This window comes from Methylocapsa sp. D3K7, assembly GCF_029855125.1.
Classification (GTDB): domain Bacteria; phylum Pseudomonadota; class Alphaproteobacteria; order Rhizobiales; family Beijerinckiaceae; genus Methylocapsa.
Genome location: NZ_CP123229.1, coordinates 3,005,871 through 3,024,961, shown reverse-complemented (window position 1 = coordinate 3,024,961; position 19,091 = coordinate 3,005,871). Strand labels below are relative to the sequence as shown.

The window sequence follows — 19,091 nt, the reverse complement described above, 5'->3', positions numbered from 1 at the left end:
GATCCGATAGGAACATATTTTTAACGATGGGCGCGTGCTGCACAGCACATTCCAATTTTAAACGCAGGATGGGCGGAAAGGTTGCACCGGTTCAGCTCAAAATTTAAAAAAAGTTAAGACCCCGCCACTTTGGGCGGGGCTTTTTACCAAATGGTTAAAATTCGTAAATCATGATCCAGTTTTAAAGCCTTATCACAGATTTGGCCCTAATAGCAGACCTGGACAGGGGCATAACCGGCAAAATTGCCCCAGCTGTCGTAAACGGGCCGGTTCTGCAGGTAGCAGCCGCCGCCGTAATAGGCCGGACCATACGCATAAGCTGCACCAGTGAGGGCACCCAGGGTGTAGCCCGCGACGGCGCCCACCGCGAGGGGCTCACCCCAGCCGTAGCCGCCCGCCCATCCGTAACCGGGATGCCAATATCCTGTGTGCCAGCGGTAGCCGCCGCCGCGCCAGCCCTGCGCCGCGGCCGGCGTGGCGGCGGCTGCAACGCCAGCTCCAAACATCAGGGCTGCGAGTGCGCCGGCAGCCGCCTTCCTCATTTTTGATGACATTGCGAATACTCCTGACGTTGCGCCTAGGCACCGCTTTGCGTTAGGGCGTGGCGCCCGATCATTGCGCAATCATAGTGGATCTTTAAGCCTGAACTTCCCATGAATAAGAAGGATGCGTTTTGCTTGAACGGCATGAAACTTACGAGGCGGCGGATGCGCAGCCGCCGCGCTCGCACTTATGCCGCCGCTACTGGGTCTCGCGGGCACTCCGCAAGCTCCGGCCTTTCGGGCAACCCCTCTTGCTCGCCATCGTTGTGCAACGTAAGGAATCTGGCAATGTCGCACGCGGGCATCGGCCGGCTCAACAAATAGCCCTGCATTTCTGTGCACCCTTCGTCGCGCAACATTTCACGTTGCTGTTCCGTTTCGACGCCCTCAGCCGTCGTGCGGATTCCAAGGCTCGATCCGAGTCTCGCGATCGCCCGGACGATCGCCATGCAGTCGTCACTCTCGCCGAGTTCGGCGATAAACGAACGGTCGATCTTGATTTTGTCGAAGGAAAAGGCGCGCAGATAACTCAACCCAGAATAGCCGGTGCCGAAGTCATCCATGGAAATGCTTGCTCCAAGGGCGCGCAATTTATGCAAGGTAGCGAGGTTGATTTTGCTTTCCTCCAGCAAAATTGACTCCGTGACTTCGAGTTCAAGGCGGGCCGCGGGCAATCCCGCACTGGAAAGCGCGGCGAAAACGATTTCGGTCAAGTCGCCATTTTTGAACTGCACCGGCGAAAGATTCACCGCGACCATCAAATCGCCGGGCCATTTCAGCGCCTCGGTACAAGCCTGCCGCAGCACCCATTCGCCAAGTGGCACGATCAGGCCGATCTCCTCGGCCAGCGGAATGAATTCCGCCGGGACGACGAGCCCACGCTCGGGATGGACCCAGCGCAGCAACGCCTCGAAGCCCGAGATGACCCCCGTTTCGAGGTTGACGAGAGGCTGATAGTAAAGCTCGAACTCGCTGGCGGCGAGGGCATTGCGCAAGTCGAGTTCAAGCACCCGGCGGGCGCGCATACGGGCGTCCATTCCGACTTCGAAAAAGCGGAAGGTCCGGCGGCCGTCCTCTTTGGCCCGGTAGAGTGCCATATCGGCGTTCTTCAGCAAGAGATCGGCGCTTTCTCCGTCGTCCGGCGCGAGCGCAATGCCCGCGCTGGCGCCGATCACGATTCGCTGGCCCTCGATTTCGTAGGGCTCGCACATCAGCTTCACGATGCGGTCGGCCAAGGCGCTCGCTTCCTCCGGTCCGGACAATCCCCTTTGCAAAACCGCGAACTCATCGCCGCCGAATCGCGCGGCAATGTCCGACTCGCGCAAGCACACCCGCAAACGGTCCGCCGCCGCCATCAAAAGCAAATCCCCGGCTGGGTGCCCCAAAGTGTCGTTGACATTCTTGAACTGATCGAGATCAAGATAAAGAATCGCAAGCTTTTCGTTGTTCCTGCGCAAACACGCCAAGGCTTCGTCAAGGCGCTCATGAAACAAGATCCGGTTTGGCAGCCCGGTCAGCGCATCATGCTGCGCCATGTAGGCAATCCGCGATTCCGCCTGCTGCTTTTCCGTCACGTCCATGATGGCGATCAGCTGCGCGGGACGATCACGGAATGCCGTGGATCGCCAATAGGTGAGAACATCGATCAGCGTCCCATCCGCCTTGACATGTTGCCAAAGGTGATCGGGGCCGCCACCCAATTCGGGTTTGTTGCGGATTGCGTTTTGGACAGTGTCTCTGTCCTCTAGCGGCAAAATATCGAGCAGCGACAATTGCAGGAACGAGTCCCGCTCAAACCCGTAATGGTCGATGGCGGCTTGCCACCTGGAACATCGCCTCGACGAGGCTGAACTTCCGTTCGCGTTCCTGCATATAAACGAGAAACAGCGGCGGCCCCCAGCGGTTGGCGAGCGGCAGGGCGACAAGATCGTAAAGACACACCGAACCGTTGACGACCCCATAGGCGGCAGTTTGCACCGGATGGCTCTCGCCGGTGGCATTGCCAAGCAGCTCTTCCAATGCGCGGGCCCGGTCAATCGAAAGTTCGGCCACTTTGAGGTTGCGCGCTGGACGATCGATCCAACTTTCAAAAACCTGACCCGCCCTCAGAATCGTGAAGGCCCGGGAGTCCTCCATTTGCAAGAGGGGGACATTGTCAGCCAAACCGCCGAGGCCATCGAACGACAATTCCTCGAACGGCGGGAGGCGATTTGACTTGCTCGCCGCTGCTTGCCACCTCCAACGCAGGGACTCGGTTTCAAGCGATTGCCACGGGCCCCGCACAGCCTGCCGAGCAACTTCTGCAAGATTCCCGTCCAAAGAGCAGGATCGCTCATTCGCCCGCGTTGACATTCCCGCCTCTTCAACCTGTTTCATTGGAGAGATATGCCGGAAGCCCGTTGCATTTTGAGCCTTGGTAAGCCGAAATTTTTATCTTGTTGGCGGATTTCATCGCCCCAGTAGAAAATTCAGCTAGACAAATTCCACGCCGATTTGCGTCGCTTTCCGCCATGCGACACGGCAACTGCGGACCGGCTGATGTCCGAGCACAAGATCGAATGAATCCGGAATACCGACGGGGCTTTCCACCTTGAGACAGGCACCGTAGGATGACAGGTTGCGGACCGTACAATCGATGACGGCCTTGCGGCCGTTGAAGGCGATGCTCGCTCGCTTGAGAACACGCTGGCGCGCTTCCCGGCGCTCCACCGCTTTTCTTGCGAGGCTGGCATCCCTTGAGTGGCAAGATAATTCTGGCTGCTTCATTTTGACCTTCGCATATCTCCGTGTTTCCACGCCGGTATCCGCTCGACGCCCAGAAATATGACTGAAGACCGTTGCTTTTCGCTGCCTCGCAACGCGCAATTTTTATGCAATCATCCGCGAGCCGATCGACATTGGCGGCATCTTTTCCGCTGAGATCATGGGCTCGCCGTGGCCAGAGTCATTGAGGCCGCGGCACGCTCTTGCCAAGCTTTACGGTTGACTTCCAGCACGAAAACCGCCATGAACCTTTATCCGCTTCACTGTGGATTTGACGCTTCGGACGCGTGATGGACATCGTGTCTTCCTTCCGGGTGCTCTGAAATTTTCCCTCGACCGCCCAGCCACGCGGGGCGTCGCCTTTAAACTCCTCGGTCGCAGACCCGGATTTCCGGCACATGTCGCGGCCTTAAGGGCGCAAGATCCTGTTCTTTGGGCGCATGCTCCCGATTTAAGAAAGACTCACATTGACTGATTTTTCCCGGCTCGGCCTCGCCGCGCCGCTTCTCGCTGCCCTGGCCAAACAAGGCTACACTCAACCCACCCCGATCCAGTCGCAAGCCATCCCCCCCATCCTGGCGGGCCGCGATCTTGTCGGCATCGCGCAAACAGGCACCGGCAAGACAGCCGCCTTCGCCCTTCCCATACTTCACTATCTTGCGCAAAATCCGCGTCCCGCGCCGCGCAATGGCTGCCGGGTGCTGGTGTTAAGCCCAACGCGCGAATTGGCGAGCCAGATCGCCGACAGTTTCCGCTCGCTCGGCGGCGGCCTTCGTCTCAACACCGCCGTCATCTTCGGCGGCGTGCCGCATGGCGCCCAGATCAAGGCGCTGGCGCGCGGCCTCGACATTCTGGTGGCGACCCCTGGCCGTCTCGAAGATCATCTCGATAGCCGCGCCGCGCGCCTGGGCGAGACCGAAATTTTCGTTCTCGACGAAGCCGACCGCATGCTCGATCTTGGTTTCGTGAAAGCCATAAGGCGGATCGCGGGCCTGCTTCCGAAACAACGGCAGAACCTGTTCTTCTCGGCAACCATGCCCGCCGAGATCGCCGCGCTCGCCAGCGGCTTACTCAACGATCCGGTTGAGGTTTCCGTCACCCCCGCCGCGAAAACCGCCGACCGCATCAATCACAAGATCTTGCTGATTGAAACAGGCCGCAAGCGCGATCTGCTGGTCGAGCTTTTCGCCAATGCCGAGATGACCCGGACGATCGTCTTCACGCGGACCAAACGCGGCGCCGACAGAGTCGCCCAGCATCTTGACGGCAATGGTATCGCGGCATGCGCGATCCACGGCAACAAAAGCCAAGGCCAACGGGAGCGCTCGCTCGAGGCATTTCGCGCCGGCCGTGCCCGTGTCATGGTCGCAACCGACATCGCCGCGCGCGGCATCGACATCGACGGGGTCACCCATGTCGTCAATTTCGAGCTTCCCGAAGTGGCGGAGGCCTATGTCCATAGGATCGGCCGCACCGCGCGGGCCGGCGCCGAAGGCACCGCGATTTCACTCTGCGATGGTGCCGAGCAGGCTCTTTTGCGCGGCATCGAAAGACTGACCCGTCTCAAATTGCCCACGGTTGACCGGCGTGGTGGACCTCTGGCCGCATCCCGCACGGTCGCGGCCCCGGCAACATCGGCGGCGCAGAACCGGCGCCCGGATCACAATGGCCATGTTGCCAGGGAGCGCGCGGGTGGCGCAAAGGCTGAGGCCGCGCATAGAGGTCCGAGATCCGCGCCAAGACACGCTGACTCAAGACACGCCGACGCAAGGCATGCCGACACAAGACGTGCCGAAACGCGACATGCGGAGCCAAGACACGCCGAGTCGAAAACCGACGGGTCAGGGGTACCGCTGTTTTTGTCCCGGCAGGCGCCGCGAGGAAACGCCGGCAAGCCAAGTCCTGTCCGCTATGGCTCGGCGCCGGCAAAGACGAGATCGCGCCAGCCCGCGAAAGCCGACGCCCATTCGCCGCAATAACTGCGCGCTTCTTCAGGCCATGATCCGCGAGACTGGATCATGGCCTAACACCGTGCGAGCCGGTCTCAGCCCTTGATCAAGGCGGCGGCGGCCCGGCGTGCAACAATTTCACGCTCTTTCTGAAAAGTCGCGGTTGCCGCGCGGAGGCTTTCCACAAGTTCCGGAGCCGCGTTTGCGGGCGATCCGCCCACAAAGGGCGGCTTTGGATCATATTCCATGGCGAGCTGAGCGCGTTTCGCACGCTCTTCGCCAAACAATTGCGCCACCAAGGTCAACGCAAAATCGATTCCCGACGTCACCCCCGCGCCTGTGATGCGGTTGCGGTCGATGACAACCCGTTCCTTGACCGGCACAACGCCAAAAAAACCTAGCTGATAGAGCGATAGCCAATGGCAGGTCGCGCTATAGCCCGTCAGCAACCCGGCCGCCGCCAGAACAAGAGAGCCCGTGCACACGGAGGTGACATAGGTGGCGCCCTCGGCTTGACGCCGCAGAAACGCATGAACCTCCGCATCTTCCATAAGCGCGATTTGCCCAGGCCCGCCTGGGACAAACAAAATCCCCGCCTTGGGGCACTCCGCGAAACTTGCCGTCGGCGTCAACCGCAAGCCACCTGAATCGATGACTGATTCACGGTTTTTCGCCACCAGATGCAGAGAGAGTTCCTTGAACTGGACCAGCACTTCATAAGGCCCGGTCAAATCGAGTTGAGTCATGTTGGGATAAAGCAGCATCACAACATTTATCTGCGACTCCATTCCTCGACTCCAATGTTCAGCCGGACAACCCGCTGGCTTTTAAGTTTTCGCCTCGGGCAGATTGAGCCTGATGTGCAGTTCCCGCAATTGCTTCGTGGTGACGGCGGAGGGCGCGCCCATGAGCAGATCCTCGGCGCGTTGGTTCATTGGGAACAGCACGATCTCGCGCAAATTCTCCTCGCCCGCAAGCAGCATGACGATGCGATCGATACCGGGCGCGATCCCGCCATGCGGCGGCGCGCCATATTGGAACGCGCGATACATGCCGCCGAATTTTTCTTCCAACACATCCTCGCCATAGCCGGCGAGCGCAAAGGCTTTCTTCATGATGTCCGGGCGATGGTTGCGGATGGCGCCGGATGAGAGCTCGGTGCCATTGCAAACGATGTCGTATTGAAACGCCTTGATGCCCAGAATTGTTTTTTCATCGGCCGGATCGAGCGCGACAAAAGCCTCGGGATCGAAATTCGGCATCGAAAACGGATTGTGCGAGAAGTCGATTTTCTTGTCGTCTTCGTTCCATTCATACATCGGGAAATCGACGATCCATGCGAACGCAAACTGATTTGCGTCAAGCATATCCAACTCCCGCGCCATACGGATTCGCGCCTTTCCAGCGAGGGCGGCAGCCCCGTTTTCAGGGCCAGCGGCAAAAAACAAGGCATCGCCGGGCGACAAATTCGCCCTTGTTGCCATTTCCTTAAGTGCTTCAGCAGAAAGAAATTTTGCGATGGGCCCATCACCGTATACGCGACGTCCATCATTTAGTTGGAAGGATCTTTCATAGAGCTGACGAACAGCATCGCCATGTTCCGCGAGTTCCGCGGAAGACATATGTTGAAGTCGGTTGAATTTCACATATCCAAGACCCGGCGCACCTTCAGACCTCGCCCATTCATTCTGTTTGTCAAAGAACGAACGAGGCTGATCCTCAGCAATCGGCGCAGGAATTCCACGTACAATGCCACCGGATTTGATGACATTCTTGAATGCATTGAAGTTCACGTCATCGCGCATAAAAATATCGGTTAAATCAACTATATCCATGCGCTTATCAATGCGAAGATCGGGTTTGTCGGACCCATATTTCAGCATCGCCTCGGCAAAGGGAATCATCGGGAATTTTTGCGTCACCGGCCGGCCGCCGCCAAATTCCTCAAACACCCCGCGCAACACCGGCTCGACCGCCGCGAACACGTCCTCCTGGGTGACAAAACTCATCTCGATATCGAGTTGATAAAATTCGCCCGGACTGCGGTCGGCCCGTGCATCCTCGTCGCGGAAACAGGGCGCGATCTGGAAATAGCGGTCGAAGCCCGCCACCATGATGAGCTGCTTGAATTGCTGCGGCGCCTGCGGCAGGGCGTAAAATTTCCCCGGATGCAGGCGGGACGGCACCAGAAAGTCACGCGCGCCCTCCGGGCTCGACGCTGTCAAAATCGGCGTCTGGAACTCGAAAAAGCCTTCCGCCTTCATACGGGCGCGCAAGGAATCGATGATTTGGCCGCGCAACATAATGTTATTGTGGAGCTTTTCGCGCCGCAGATCGAGAAAGCGATAGCGCAGCCGCATGTCCTCGGGATAGTTTTGCTCGCCAAAAACCGGCAATGGCAATTCGGCCGCGGGGCCCAAAACCTCGATATCCGTCACATAGACTTCGATCAGTCCGGTTGGCATTTCTGGATTTTCTGTCCCAGCCGGGCGCTGGCGAACCGCCCCATCGACCCGGATCACCCATTCAGAGCGAATTTTTTCGGCCCGCCCAAAAGCTGGCGAATCTGGATCGACGACGCATTGGGTTATGCCATAATGATCGCGAAGATCGATGAACAGGACACCCCCATGATCGCGGATGCGGTGGCACCAGCCGGAGAGACGGATGTTTTCGCCAGCATGCGATTCGCGCAGGGCGCCGCAGCTATGGGAACGGTAGCGGTGCATGTTAGGGTCACGGTCAAGAGTGAAGAGGATGTGGGGCGGGCTTGCGCAATCCGCCAAGCGGGCGGAGAACCGCATGTGCGGCGCCGTCTGTCAAGACAGAGCATCGCCGTCGCCTCGACGCAATCCCTAGAAGTCAAAGCGCCTTTGCATTATTGAGCAAATATGACCCTGATCTCCACGACAAATGAGCTGACCGCCGTCTGCAGCCGCCTCGCCACCCACACTTTCGTCACCGTCGATACGGAATTTTTGCGGGAAACGACGTTCTGGCCGCGCCTTTGTGTCGTGCAAATCGCCTCGGACGAGGAAGCCGTCGCGATCGACGCCATGGCGGAAGGGCTGGATCTTACACCTTTCTTCGAGCTGATGGCCGACACCGGGCTCACCAAGGTTTTTCACGCGGCACGCCAAGATCTTGAAATTATTTGGAATCTTGCGAAATTGATCCCGGCGCCCCTATTCGATACGCAGGTCGCCGCCATGGTCTGCGGTTTCGGCGATCAGGTCTCCTATGGGGATCTGGTCAAGACCGTCACAAAGGTCACGCTCGACAAATCCTCTCGCTTCACGGACTGGTCGCGGCGTCCGCTTTTGCCGTCCCAGGCCGAATATGCGATCGCTGACGTGACCTATCTGCGCGATATTTATCGATTCTTGCGCACAAAACTGGATGAAACCGGCAGACTTGGCTGGCTGGACGATGAAATGGCAATTTTGACGTCCCCGTCAATTTACGAACAGCACCCTGAAAACGCCTGGGAACGCTTCCGCAACCGGGTCCGCAAACCGCGCGATCTTGCGGTGCTGATGGAGGTCGCCGCCTGGCGCGAGAGCGAGGCGCAGGCGCGGGATGTGCCGCGCTCGCGGATATTGAAGGACGACATCATGATCGAACTTGTGCTCGCGGCACCGAAAACACTCGAGGCGCTCGGAAATCTGCGCGCCTTTCCGCGCGGCATGGAACGCTCGCGCGCGGGCGCCGATATTGTGGCGGCGATCGAACGCGGCCTCGCCCGCGACCCCAAGACCCTCCCAAAACTTGACCGCGAACGGCGCAACGGCTGCAATGGCGCCACGGTCGAACTTTTGCGAGTCCTCCTGCGTCATGTGAGCGAAAGTCACGGAGTTGCCGCCAAAATGATCGCGTCGGTCGAGGATCTCGAAGCCATTGCCGCCGACGACCACGCCAAGGTCGCCGCTTTGACTGGCTGGCGGCGAGAATTGTTTGGTGCTCAGGCGCTCGAACTAAAACATGGGCGCCTTGCCCTGACCGTCGAAGGGGGCAAGGTGATGCCGCTCGAGTGGAGGGATGAAGCGCCGCCGGAAAACGGCGCTTCCTAACGTGCATCGCAAGACATATGATCCGTATCGGATCAATCACAATCAGTTTTCATAAATTTAAACTATGGAATCTGCATCGCCTTCCAATAGAAATGGTCCGCGATCGCCTGCCAGAGATTTTGCGCCGGTTCCTTGTGGCAGGCTTCAACCACTTTCGAGATCGGCGCATTGAAATCCTTGGCGCCGACGTCAAGAAATTCCTTTTTGTCCGCCTTGTTGAGACCTGTCAGCCAGTAAACGACATAGGGCTTTGATTTGTTCGGGACCTGAAGGAAATCACTGCAGGTCCAATCCCCTGCTTTCTTGGCTTGGGCCATTCCTGTCATGGAAAGGACGGCCATAGCGGCCGCTCCCACAACGGACAAAATCACGGGTGCTTTCTTCAACATTTCTTGCCTCCCTTTTTAATGCATTAAAATTGCAGCCACTAACGGGCGAGGAGTAATATAATTCATCAAAGCTTTAGATCAAGTTAGCTTGTACTATCGGCAACGCGGGCAGCCGTTTCAAACGGCTCCCCTGGCGGCAGGATGTCTTTTTGACCCAAACCAATCGTACAGAATGAGGAGTATGCCGCCCGTGCGCCCGATTGATTAACCCGCGATGGTGATCACCGGCTCACGGCCAATGAGGCGCGCCAATTGATTCAACCGGTTTTGCAGCCTCTCGCTGACGAGATCGGCGAGACTTCGCGGCAGGGTGAGAATCACTTTGGTCTTCACGCAGGCCAGCGGCGTTGAAGGTAAGACACCCGACATGGCGCCTGAAATGACCAGAGCCGCGCGCGTCGCGGCGGCGAGAACGCGCGCTTTTTCGAGGAGCCGCGGCGAAACCAGCGCACGAAGCTGCGGGTTGACGTCTGCATCGGCCCCCAGATAGCGATAGGATGCCGCCAGGGCGAGATAGCAGCGGCCAGGATGATCGACGCCAAGGAAGGCCGCGTTCTCGACAATGTTGACACTCTCCTCGTGGCGATGATCTGGGTGCGCGCGCCAATTCACATCGGCCAGCAGACAAGCGGCATGGCGCAGCCGGCGTTCCTCCGGAGTTTCATCGGCATGCAAAGACTTCATAAAAATATCGGTCCAGTCACGAAGTTCCTCGCCGTGGCCTGGGGCGCGGGCGAGAAGCCTGTTGAATTGCGCCGCCGCGACGAGCAGCGGGTCTTCCCGGCGATGCGCCGCATCGAGCATCTCGTAAAGAAATCCTTCCCGCACCCCGGTCACCGAGATCATGACTTCGAGGGGCCTCGCGCGCCGGATGATTTCATCCAGGACAACGGCCCCATAGGCGATCAGCGGCCGCCGCGAGGCACTGACCGCATCGATCGAAATCAGAGTCTCCGTATTCGCCCGTTCGATGAGACCGGCAAAATCGGCGGCGTCGCGCGCCGGAATGACATAGCCGTGAGTCACTCTCAACGGATAATTGCGCTGGCTCATATGCAGCCTGGCAAGAGCCCGGAACGTCCCGCCAACCGCGTAAAATGTGCGCCCCGTCAACCGCTTTGCGACCCCCGATGAAGCCAGGGCCTCACGAACGATTTTCACTGCGGCGCGCGGCGAGCGCCCCGACGCGTCCATCAAGGTGAGGCCGCCGAGCGGCAGGCTCGTGCCCCTGCCCGCATGCGCCCCTTTGACATCAATCAATTCGAGTGAGCCGCCGCCGAGATCGCCAACGACGCCATCCGGTTTCATGATCCCGGAGATGACCCCATGGGCCGAGAGTTCTGCCTCCCGCCCCCCCGACAACAGCGTGACCGGCGCCCCGATCGCCGCCTCGGCGGCAGCGAGAAATTCGGCGCCATTCGAGGCGTCGCGGGCGGCGGCGGTTGCAAGGACATGCAGTTCCTTGACACCCATGATCTCGCTTAAGACCCGGAAACGGCGCAAGGCTGCGAGCGCCTTTTCGACCCCGCCCTTGGGCAGCTTGCCGGTGGTCGCAACGCCCTTGCCGAGCGCGCAAAGTGATTTCTCGTTGAAGATCGGCCGGGGGGCCCGGTTCAAACCTTCATAGACGACGAGACGGACCGAATTCGATCCGACATCGACGATCGCGACCGGCGCCGTGGCGCCTATCAGCGAATCACTCCTGAAACTCTTCTGCAGCATCGGATTTTTAACGGGCGTCGAAGCGCTCAAGGAGGGCTTTCGGACTCGATTGCTTGAGGGATTTTCCACGGCCGGACAGACTGGGGTTGGTCATGAAGTAGCTGTGCGCATTGAACGGCTCTTCGTTTTCGGGCGCCTTTATGCGCCCGCTCGAGCCATCCGGCAAGACCCGGTAGCTTTGCTGATTGTCGAGCAAATTGGCGACCATGATCTGACCGAGAATCTGCTCATGCACGGTCGGATTGAGAATCGGCAGCATGGCCTCGACCCGGCGGTCCAGATTGCGCGGCATAAGGTCGGCCGAGGAAATATAAACATGGGCCTTGGGATGCGGCAGATCGTGGCCGCCGCCAAAACAGTAGACCCTGGCATGTTCAAGAAACCGGCCGACGATCGACTTGACCCTGATGTTTTCCGACAAGCCCTCGACCCCCGGCCGGAGGCAGCAGATGCCGCGCACGATGAGGTCGATGTTCACTCCCGCATTGCTCGCAGCATAGAGGGCATCGATGATCTCCGGGTCGACAAGCGCATTGCATTTTGCCCAGATCGCGCCCGGCTTGCCGGCTTTGACGAAGGCGATCTCCTGCGCGATATGTTCGAGGAGACGCGGCTTCAGCGAAATCGGCGACACCGCCATGCGTTCGAGCCCGGCCGGCTCCGCATAGCCGGTGATATAGTTGAAGATCCGCGAGACATCGCGCCCGATGGCGGGATCGGCGGTGAAGAAGGAAATGTCGGTGTAAATCTTGGCAGTTACTGGATGATAATTCCCTGTGCCGACATGGCAATAGGTCATAAGCGAGCCGGCTTCTCGGCGCACGACCATGGACAGTTTGGCATGCGTCTTCAATTCGATAAAGCCGAACACGACTTGCGCGCCGGCGCGTTCGAGATCGCGTGCCCAGCGAATATTTGCGGCCTCGTCGAATCGCGCCTTGAGTTCGACAAGGGCGGTCACTGACTTGCCCGCTTCCGCAGCCTCGATGAGGGCCCGCACGATGGGGCTGTCGGAGGAGGTACGGTAAAGCGTCTGCTTGATCGCGACGACATTGGGATCGGCCGCTGCCTGGTTCAAGAATTGGACCACAACATCGAAGGATTCATAAGGGTGATGGACGACAAGATCCTTTTGTTTGATGGCGAGAAAACAGTCGCCGCCATTGTCGCGGACGCGCTCGGGAAAGCGCGGGTTGTAGGGCTTGAACTTTAACTCTGGCCGGTCGAGACTGACCAGTTCGGAAAGGTCATTCAGGGCAAGCATGCCGTCGAGAATAAAAATTTCCTCTCCGACAACGTCGAGTTCCTTGGCGACGAACCGGCGTAGCTCCTCGGGGATGAGACTGTCGAACTCGGCCCTGATCACCGACCCCCGCCGGCGGCGCTTCAACGCGGTCTCGAACAAACGCACCAGATCCTCGGCCTCTTCCTCGACTTCGAGGTCGCTGTCGCGGATGATCCGGAAAAGACCATGCCCGCGGACGTGGTAACCGGGAAACAGGCTTTGTGTGAACATTCCGATCACGGTTTCGAGCGCAACGAATCGCTGCCCTTTTTCACCCAGTTCATCAGGAAGACGGATGAAACGTTCGATCTTGGCTGGGAGCCGAATCAGGGCTTTGCGGGTCTTTTGGTCGCTCGGTCCGAACAATTCGAGGGCAATCGTAAAGCCGAAATTGGGAATGAACGGAAACGGGTGGGCCGGGTCAACGGCAAGCGGTGTGAGGACCGGAAAAATATGGGTTTGAAAATGCTCCCGCAGCCATGCAATTTCATCCTTCGTTAGATCTGGCGGATCAAGAAGACTTATTCCCACATCGTGCAGTTCCTTCCGCAATTCGCGCCAGCGCCGTTGCTGTTCCGCCGCCAACAGGCTCACGCGTTCTCGCAGCTTGGCGAGCTGTTCAGGCGGTGACAGCCCGTCTTCGGACGGAGTTGCAATTCCAGCCCGCAACTGACCGCGAAGGCCAGCGACGCGAACCATGAAAAACTCGTCGAGATTGTCGGCCGAAATCGAGAGAAAGCGTAGCTGCTCGAGAAGCGGGTGATGATGATTCGAAGCTTCAAGCAGGACCCGCCGGTTGAATTCCAGCCACGACAATTCGCGATTGATAAACCGGTGCGGCGATTGCGCGATGCCCACCGCTGCCGGGCTACCGGCTTCTGTTGGCGTATCCATGATTGCAATCGAGGCCGCGGGGGCGTTGTCGGCGATGATCTCTTCGGCTCCACTGGATATTTCGAACGCAATTTCAACATGATCCAGTTTTTGTACCGGCGCGGCGGCGGGCGTTTCCAACTTCGCGGCGGCAGAACTGCTTTTCACGCCGCGCCCTGGCTCCGCCGGGCGCTTCCCCCGAGCCAAACTCTGTCTTTCGACCTGCGCCTTCAAAAGTGCCTCCTCAATCGGAAATTCCTGGAACTTCGCCATCTTTGATGACGGTAGCGTGACTGAACAGTTCGTTCCTGTGAAAGGATTTTTATCCGCCGGCAACGTCGTTGCTTTCCAGCATGGAGCGTACCACATTCGGTTTTACCATGCAGAATCATCGTCCAAACCCATGATCGCGAACATGCCGGGAACATAGCTGGCGTTTTGGGAAGGCAATTTCGAATGCGGATTGGTGTCCCGGCGGAAATCAAAGAGAGCGAATACCGCGTCGGCTTGACGCCAGAAGCGGTCCGGGAATTCGTGGCGGCCGGACATGACGTCAGCGTGCAAACTGGCGCCGGTTCCGGGATCAATGCCTCCGATCAAGCCTATATCGCCGCCGGTGCCACGATCACAGGCACGAGCGCCGAAATTTTCAGCGACTCGGAAATGATTATCAAGGTGAAGGAGCCGCAAGAGAGCGAATGGACGCGACTGCGCGAGGGACAGATCCTTTTCGCGTTTCTCCACCTCGCGGCCGACCTTGCGCAAGCGAAGGGTTTACTCGGCTCAGGCTGCACCGCCATCGCCTATGAAACCGTAACCGGGCCGGATGGCCAGGGCTTGCCCCTTCTCGCGCCCATGAGCGAAGTCGCCGGGCGGCTCTCGATCGAGGCGGCGGGTGCGGCGCTTCAAAGTCACAATGGCGGCCGCGGCATTTTGCTCGGTGGCGTTCCGGGCGTGCCGCCAGCCAAAGTCGCCGTGCTCGGTGGCGGCGTCGCCGGAACCCAAGCTGCGCGGATGGCGGTTGGGCTCGGCGCTGATGTCACGATCCTCGACCGCTCGCTACCGCGCCTGCGTCTGCTCGACGAATTGTTTCAGGGGCGCGCAAAGACAAGGTTCGCCACGGTGGCGGCAATCGAGGAGGCGGTTTGTGCTGCCGATGCTATCATCGGCGCCGTGCTCATCCCAGGGGCCGCGGCGCCGAAACTCGTCACGAAGCAAATGTTGCGCGAAATGAAGAAAGGTGCGGTTCTCGTGGACATCTCGATCGACCAGGGCGGCTGTTTCGAAACCTCGCATCCGACTACGCACGCCCATCCAACATTTCTCAAAGATGGCGTGGTGCATTATTGCGTCGCTAATATTCCCGGCGCGGTGCCGATGACTTCGGCTCAGGCGCTCAACAATGCGACGCTACCTTACGGCCTTGCCCTCGCCGCAGAAGGGCTCGGCGCCATTATGAAGACGCCCGGCCTGCGGGGCGGGCTCAATGTGCATCGCGGCCAGATCACCCATCCAGCGATTGCCACAAGTCTCGGGTTTGCGGCGACGCCGCCTGAAGAAGCGCTTTCGCAACGCGCGGCCTCCGCACCGGCCTTTGCGCTCGAACTTAGGTAAGAGTTCAAGCCGCTCGCCAAGAGCATGCCCCAATGGAAGGTGGCTATTTGATCGCCGGAACGGTTTTGGCGTAATTCAAATCATAGGTTTTGTTGCGGAGGGGATCGAGAGGCGTCCCTCGCGACACATCGAACGCCCGGCGGCGCGGAACCTTCGCATCCTTCTGCTCTTCCGGTGCCGGAGGCACGGCGGCCGCTTCGCCTTGACCTTGCGAATCGGCGCTTCCTGTCTCGCTGGCCACGGGTGCTGCGCGGCTCGGCTCGGGCCTATCGGACACAGAGACGATCTTGGCGCTCGCCGCCTCCGCCGCATCCTCTTGCCCGACCGGACCATCGAGCGTCTCCGACGCCGGAGTGCGGACACCCCCTATAGAAATGCCAAGTTCATCGAGCCCTGGACCGAAAGTGAAGGCACTGATATCCGTGCTGGAGCGAGGCTTGGTGCCTGGTGCCCCAGAAACTGTCGTCCGCGTCGCGCCCGCGATCGCCGAGGCCGCCGTGCTTTGCGATGCGGCGCGGCGCGGTGCCATTGATCCATAAACGGAAGACGGCACTTCGCGCTCGCTCTTGCGGCCTGATTTCGGTTTGGTTGGCGCTGGCACATCGGGCGTCACGGACGGCGGCACCGCAGGCTCAGCCGGCAAAGACTCGGCGGGCGCAGAGTCGGCGGGCAGCGTTGGCTGCTCCGCGTCCGGCGCAGTTTGCTCCTGCTTGTCCTTGATGTCCTTTTCCATTTGGCGCCAGCGCTGCACGTTGCGATTGTGCTGATCGAGGGTTTCGGAAAACACATGGCCACCGGTGCCATCAGCGACAAAATAAAGATCTTGGGTGCGGGACGGGTTGGCAACGGCCTCAAGCGCCGCGCGTCCCGGATTGGCAATCGGCCCCGGCGGCAGGCCGTCGTTGACATACGTATTATATGGTGTCGGCTTGTCGAGTTCGGCGCGCGTCAATCCCCGCCCAAGCGGCCCCTTGCCGCCGGTCAGGCCGTAGACGATCGTCGGATCGGACTGCAGCCGCATGCCTTTTTTCAGGCGGTTCAGGAAAACGCTCGCCACCCGCGGACGTTCGTCCGCCTTGCCGGTTTCCTTTTCGACGACCGAAGCCAAAATGATGAGTTCATAAGGAGAACGCAACGGAAGCCCGCCGGAGCGGCGCGACCAAATCTGATCGACGGCGCGCTTTTGATCATCCTGCATCTTCTTGAGGACGTCCGCCCGCACGGCCCCGCGCGCCACCTTATAGGTTTCCGGCAGCAGGCTGCCTTCTTTCGGCACTTCCGCAACATCGCCGATGAGCACGTCGCTTTCGTGGAGCCGTTCGACGATCTGCTCGCTGGTCAGCCCTTCGGGGATCGTAATCGCGTGCAGCACCTGTTTGCCGCTGACCAGTTCATCGATCACTTCGCGCAAGCTGATGTTCTGTTTGAAGAGATACTCGCCGGCCTTGACCTTCGAGCGATTGCCCTCAAGCAAGAGCTCCATGTTGAGCAGGAATGGGTTGTCGATAACTCCTTCATGGTCAAGCTGGGCGATGATCTCGGGCACTTCGGTGCCGGGTGCGATGTAGAGCACTTTGCTCCCCGCGAGCGGGCCAGGCGCGCGCAGCCGCTGCTGACTCCAAACGAGGCCGAACATAAAGGCGAGCGCCGCAACCAGCAGAAACGACAAGAATCCGCTGAACGCCGAAAGCGTCGGCCGTCTCCGGCTCGGGGGGAGCGGAGGCGGCGGCGCCGCGTGGGGCTGCAACGCCTCGTTGGGGCTTTGCGGCATCACGCGCTTGCCCTGCGTGCGTCCGTCCGGGCGCATCTCACCCCGAAAAGACTTTTTGTCCGGCTCCGGCACATCGTTTCCATTCGGTTTTGAAGGCATGTCCGGGATTTGTGGCGTATCGCCCATCAATTTAGTCTACCAACCTGCCAGGCAAATGTTTTCGCCACCCAAAAACGCATCTGATGCGATCATTTCATCTATCAAAATGACGTGGTGGTATACCGTTTTTCCCGCCGCGAACCCTCATAGATTGTCGCGAAACGGACTGGCCCGCCAACCACAAGGAACAGGTCCTATCCGGCCTGGAAAATATGGCGAAATCGGGTTCCTCTACCATGAATTTTCTCGCTCAGCCCTGCGCTGGTCTCGATGGCAGGGTCTTCCGTCCCGCTTAATCCGGACGCTTGAAAATCACGCATGCATTGGTGCCGCCAAAGCCAAACGAGTTCGACATCGCGATATCGACCTTTCGATTGCGTGCCTTGTGCGGGACGAGATCGATTTCGGTGGCAACCGACGAATTGTCGAGATTGAGTGTCGGCGGAACGATTTGATCGCGGATCGCCAAAATCGAAAAGATCGCTTCTACGGCGCCGGCGGCGCCGAGAAGATGTCCGATCGCCGATTTCGTCGAGGACATGGAGAGCATATGTCCAGAGTTGCCGACAAGCCGTTCGACCGCGCGGATCTCGATTTCATCGCCGAGCGGTGTCGATGTCCCATGCGCATTGATATAATCAATATCACCTGGGGTGATCCCTGCTCGCTTGACCGCCGCCGCCATGGCCCGGGAAGCCCCGTCGCCAGTCTCCTCCGGCGCCGTGATATGAAAGGCGTCGCCCGACATCCCGTAGCCGACGATCTCGGCGTAAATCTTGGCGCCGCGCGCCTTGGCATGCTCATAGGATTCAAGAACAACACAGCCGGCGCCCTCGCCCATCACGAACCCATCACGATCCTTGTCATAAGGGCGCGAGGCCTGCTTCGGCCGGTCGTTGAACCCGGTCGAAAGGGCGCGGCACGCGGAAAATCCGGCGATGCCGATGCGGTTGATTGCCGATTCGGCGCCTCCCGCAACCATGACCTCAGCATCTTCCAGTGCCACCAGGCGCGCCGCGTCGCCGATTGCATGGGTTCCCGACGAGCATGCGGTCACGACCGCATGGTTGGGGCCTTTCAACCCATGCTGAATCGAAACATAGCCGCCGGCGAGATTGATGAGACGGCCCGGAATAAAGAAAGGGGAAACGCGGCGCGGACCCTTTTCCTTCAACACGATCGCGGTCTCAGCGATGCCGCCAAGTCCCCCGATCCCGGCGCCGATCAGAACGCCGGTTTTGATCTGCTCTTCATAGGTGGCGGGCTTCCAGTTCGCATCCGCCAGCGCCTGCGTCGCCGCGGCCACCGCATAAAGGATGAAGTCGTCAATCTTGCGCTGCTCTTTTGGCTCCATCCATTGATCTGGATTAAAGCTCCCATCGTCGCCGGAACCGCGCGGGATCGGCATTGCGATCTTACAAGGGAGGTCGGAAACATCGAATCCCTCGATCGGACGGGCACCACTTTGCCCAGCAAGCAAGCGGCTCCAGCTTGCCTCGATCCCGCAGCCAAGCGGCGAAACCATGCCAAGACCCGTAACGACCACCCTGCGCATTAATCCGACCCTGCGGCTATTCTTATTTTTCTGCCGGCAACCCCTCTACCAGCTTCAATGGAATAGCGGCACACTTCGTTCCAATTAAGCCGGTTTGGTGACCGGACACTGTCCGGCACCAGAGGTTCAGGCGGCGGATGCCTTATCAAGAAATTTTATGGCATCGCCCACGGTCACGATCGTTTCGGCGGCATCATCTGGAATCTCGACGCCGAATTCTTCCTCGAAAGCCATGACGAGCTCGACCGTGTCGAGGGAATCCGCGCCAAGGTCTTCCATGAAGTTGGCGCCATCGACAACTTTGTCGGCATCGACGCCGAGGTGCTCGACCACAATTTTTTTCACGCGCTCGGCGACATCGCTCATGGTTGTTTGATCCTCGTCCCTTAAAAACTTTAGCTTTTGATTTGCGGCCTAGCCGACTTCAACACGATGCAGGCGCCAGCAATGTGCCGCACC

At 59.3% G+C, this 19,091-nt stretch carries 15 protein-coding genes; 3 read left to right on the top strand and 12 right to left on the bottom strand.

Annotated elements, in window-relative coordinates; all coding sequences use genetic code 11:
- Positions 1–206: 206 nt before the first annotated feature.
- From QEV83_RS14305 to QEV83_RS14290, 4 genes are all read right to left on the bottom strand, one after another.
- Positions 207–554: a hypothetical protein gene (locus tag QEV83_RS14305; RefSeq protein ID WP_280128380.1), complete on the bottom strand. Its 348-nt coding sequence runs from the start codon at positions 552–554 to the stop codon at positions 207–209.
- Between the two features lie 176 nt (positions 555–730).
- A complete protein-coding gene (locus tag QEV83_RS14300) occupies positions 731–2,314 on the bottom strand; it encodes an EAL domain-containing protein (protein WP_280128379.1) in 1,584 nt (527 codons plus the stop codon).
- A 19-nt stretch (positions 2,315–2,333) separates the two neighbouring features.
- Positions 2,334–2,894, bottom strand: coding sequence for a hypothetical protein (locus QEV83_RS14295; protein ID WP_280128378.1), 561 nt, complete (start codon positions 2,892–2,894; stop codon positions 2,334–2,336).
- A gap of 120 nt (positions 2,895–3,014) precedes the next feature.
- Positions 3,015–3,308 (bottom strand): PilZ domain-containing protein, encoded by a 294-nt coding sequence (locus QEV83_RS14290; protein WP_280128377.1) that lies wholly within the window; start codon positions 3,306–3,308, stop codon positions 3,015–3,017.
- Between the two features lie 464 nt (positions 3,309–3,772).
- Here QEV83_RS14290 and QEV83_RS14285 point away from each other — a divergent pair, with 464 nt between their 5' ends.
- The gene (locus QEV83_RS14285) at positions 3,773–5,284 is read left to right on the top strand and encodes a DEAD/DEAH box helicase (protein WP_280128376.1); all 1,512 of its coding nucleotides are present in this window, start codon (positions 3,773–3,775) and stop codon (positions 5,282–5,284) included.
- Between the two features lie 65 nt (positions 5,285–5,349).
- On the opposite strand, the gene QEV83_RS14280 is transcribed toward QEV83_RS14285, so the two are convergent.
- Positions 5,350–6,042 carry a DJ-1/PfpI family protein gene (locus tag QEV83_RS14280; RefSeq protein WP_280128375.1) on the bottom strand — a complete coding sequence of 231 codons (693 nt, stop codon included), beginning with the start codon at positions 6,040–6,042 and terminating at the stop codon, positions 5,350–5,352.
- 39 nt (positions 6,043–6,081) lie between these two features.
- Complete coding sequence (gene aspS / locus QEV83_RS14275) at positions 6,082–7,983, bottom strand: aspartate--tRNA ligase (protein ID WP_280131075.1); 1,902 nt, start codon at positions 7,981–7,983, stop codon at positions 6,082–6,084.
- Between the two features lie 162 nt (positions 7,984–8,145).
- On the opposite strand from aspS, the gene rnd reads away from it, so the two are divergent.
- Complete coding sequence (gene rnd / locus QEV83_RS14270) at positions 8,146–9,324, top strand: ribonuclease D (RefSeq protein ID WP_280128374.1); 1,179 nt, start codon at positions 8,146–8,148, stop codon at positions 9,322–9,324.
- Positions 9,325–9,386: 62 nt separating this feature from the next.
- Here rnd and QEV83_RS14265 read toward each other — a convergent pair whose 3' ends face one another.
- The 3 genes from QEV83_RS14265 to QEV83_RS14255 all read right to left on the bottom strand — a co-directional run bounded on the left by QEV83_RS14265 (position 9,387) and on the right by QEV83_RS14255 (position 13,614).
- A complete protein-coding gene (locus QEV83_RS14265; RefSeq protein ID WP_280128373.1) occupies positions 9,387–9,713 on the bottom strand; it encodes an HdeA/HdeB family chaperone in 327 nt (108 codons plus the stop codon).
- A gap of 204 nt (positions 9,714–9,917) precedes the next feature.
- Entirely contained in the window at positions 9,918–11,435 is a 1,518-nt protein-coding gene (locus tag QEV83_RS14260; protein ID WP_280131074.1) for a Ppx/GppA phosphatase family protein, read from the bottom strand.
- Between the two features lie 7 nt (positions 11,436–11,442).
- Positions 11,443–13,614, bottom strand: a complete 2,172-nt coding sequence (locus QEV83_RS14255; RefSeq protein WP_280131073.1) for an RNA degradosome polyphosphate kinase — start codon at positions 13,612–13,614, stop codon at positions 11,443–11,445.
- A gap of 435 nt (positions 13,615–14,049) precedes the next feature.
- On the opposite strand from QEV83_RS14255, the gene ald reads away from it, so the two are divergent.
- Positions 14,050–15,207, top strand: a complete 1,158-nt coding sequence (gene ald, locus QEV83_RS14250; RefSeq protein WP_280128372.1) for an alanine dehydrogenase — start codon at positions 14,050–14,052, stop codon at positions 15,205–15,207.
- A gap of 43 nt (positions 15,208–15,250) precedes the next feature.
- Here the strand turns inward: ald and mltG are convergent, their stop codons facing one another.
- The 3 genes from mltG to QEV83_RS14235 all read right to left on the bottom strand — a co-directional run bounded on the left by mltG (position 15,251) and on the right by QEV83_RS14235 (position 18,998).
- Positions 15,251–17,104 carry an endolytic transglycosylase MltG gene (gene mltG / locus QEV83_RS14245; RefSeq protein ID WP_280128371.1) on the bottom strand — a complete coding sequence of 618 codons (1,854 nt, stop codon included), beginning with the start codon at positions 17,102–17,104 and terminating at the stop codon, positions 15,251–15,253.
- A gap of 265 nt (positions 17,105–17,369) precedes the next feature.
- Positions 17,370–18,632 (bottom strand): beta-ketoacyl-ACP synthase II, encoded by a 1,263-nt coding sequence (gene fabF / locus QEV83_RS14240; protein WP_280128370.1) that lies wholly within the window; start codon positions 18,630–18,632, stop codon positions 17,370–17,372.
- Between the two features lie 126 nt (positions 18,633–18,758).
- Positions 18,759–18,998, bottom strand: coding sequence for an acyl carrier protein (locus QEV83_RS14235; RefSeq protein WP_280128369.1), 240 nt, complete (start codon positions 18,996–18,998; stop codon positions 18,759–18,761).
- Positions 18,999–19,091: the final 93 nt, after the last annotated feature.

Excerpts from the sequence above, each read along its gene's own strand:
- QEV83_RS14305 (WP_280128380.1), bottom strand. The coding sequence starts at position 554 with ATGTCATCAAAAATGAGGAAGGCGGCTGCCGGCGCACTCGCAGCCCTG.
- QEV83_RS14295 (WP_280128378.1), bottom strand. The coding sequence starts at position 2,894 with ATGTCAACGCGGGCGAATGAGCGATCCTGCTCTTTGGACGGGAATCTT.
- QEV83_RS14290 (WP_280128377.1), bottom strand. The coding sequence starts at position 3,308 with ATGAAGCAGCCAGAATTATCTTGCCACTCAAGGGATGCCAGCCTCGCA.
- QEV83_RS14280 (WP_280128375.1), bottom strand. The coding sequence starts at position 6,042 with ATGGAGTCGCAGATAAATGTTGTGATGCTGCTTTATCCCAACATGACT.
- aspS (WP_280131075.1), bottom strand. The coding sequence starts at position 7,983 with ATGCACCGCTACCGTTCCCATAGCTGCGGCGCCCTGCGCGAATCGCAT.
- rnd (WP_280128374.1), top strand. The coding sequence starts at position 8,146 with ATGACCCTGATCTCCACGACAAATGAGCTGACCGCCGTCTGCAGCCGC.
- QEV83_RS14265 (WP_280128373.1), bottom strand. The coding sequence starts at position 9,713 with ATGTTGAAGAAAGCACCCGTGATTTTGTCCGTTGTGGGAGCGGCCGCT.
- QEV83_RS14260 (WP_280131074.1), bottom strand. The coding sequence starts at position 11,435 with ATGCTGCAGAAGAGTTTCAGGAGTGATTCGCTGATAGGCGCCACGGCG.
- QEV83_RS14255 (WP_280131073.1), bottom strand. The coding sequence starts at position 13,614 with ATGGATACGCCAACAGAAGCCGGTAGCCCGGCAGCGGTGGGCATCGCG.
- ald (WP_280128372.1), top strand. The coding sequence starts at position 14,050 with ATGCGGATTGGTGTCCCGGCGGAAATCAAAGAGAGCGAATACCGCGTC.
- mltG (WP_280128371.1), bottom strand. The coding sequence starts at position 17,104 with ATGGGCGATACGCCACAAATCCCGGACATGCCTTCAAAACCGAATGGA.
- fabF (WP_280128370.1), bottom strand. The coding sequence starts at position 18,632 with ATGCGCAGGGTGGTCGTTACGGGTCTTGGCATGGTTTCGCCGCTTGGC.
- QEV83_RS14235 (WP_280128369.1), bottom strand. The coding sequence starts at position 18,998 with ATGAGCGATGTCGCCGAGCGCGTGAAAAAAATTGTGGTCGAGCACCTC.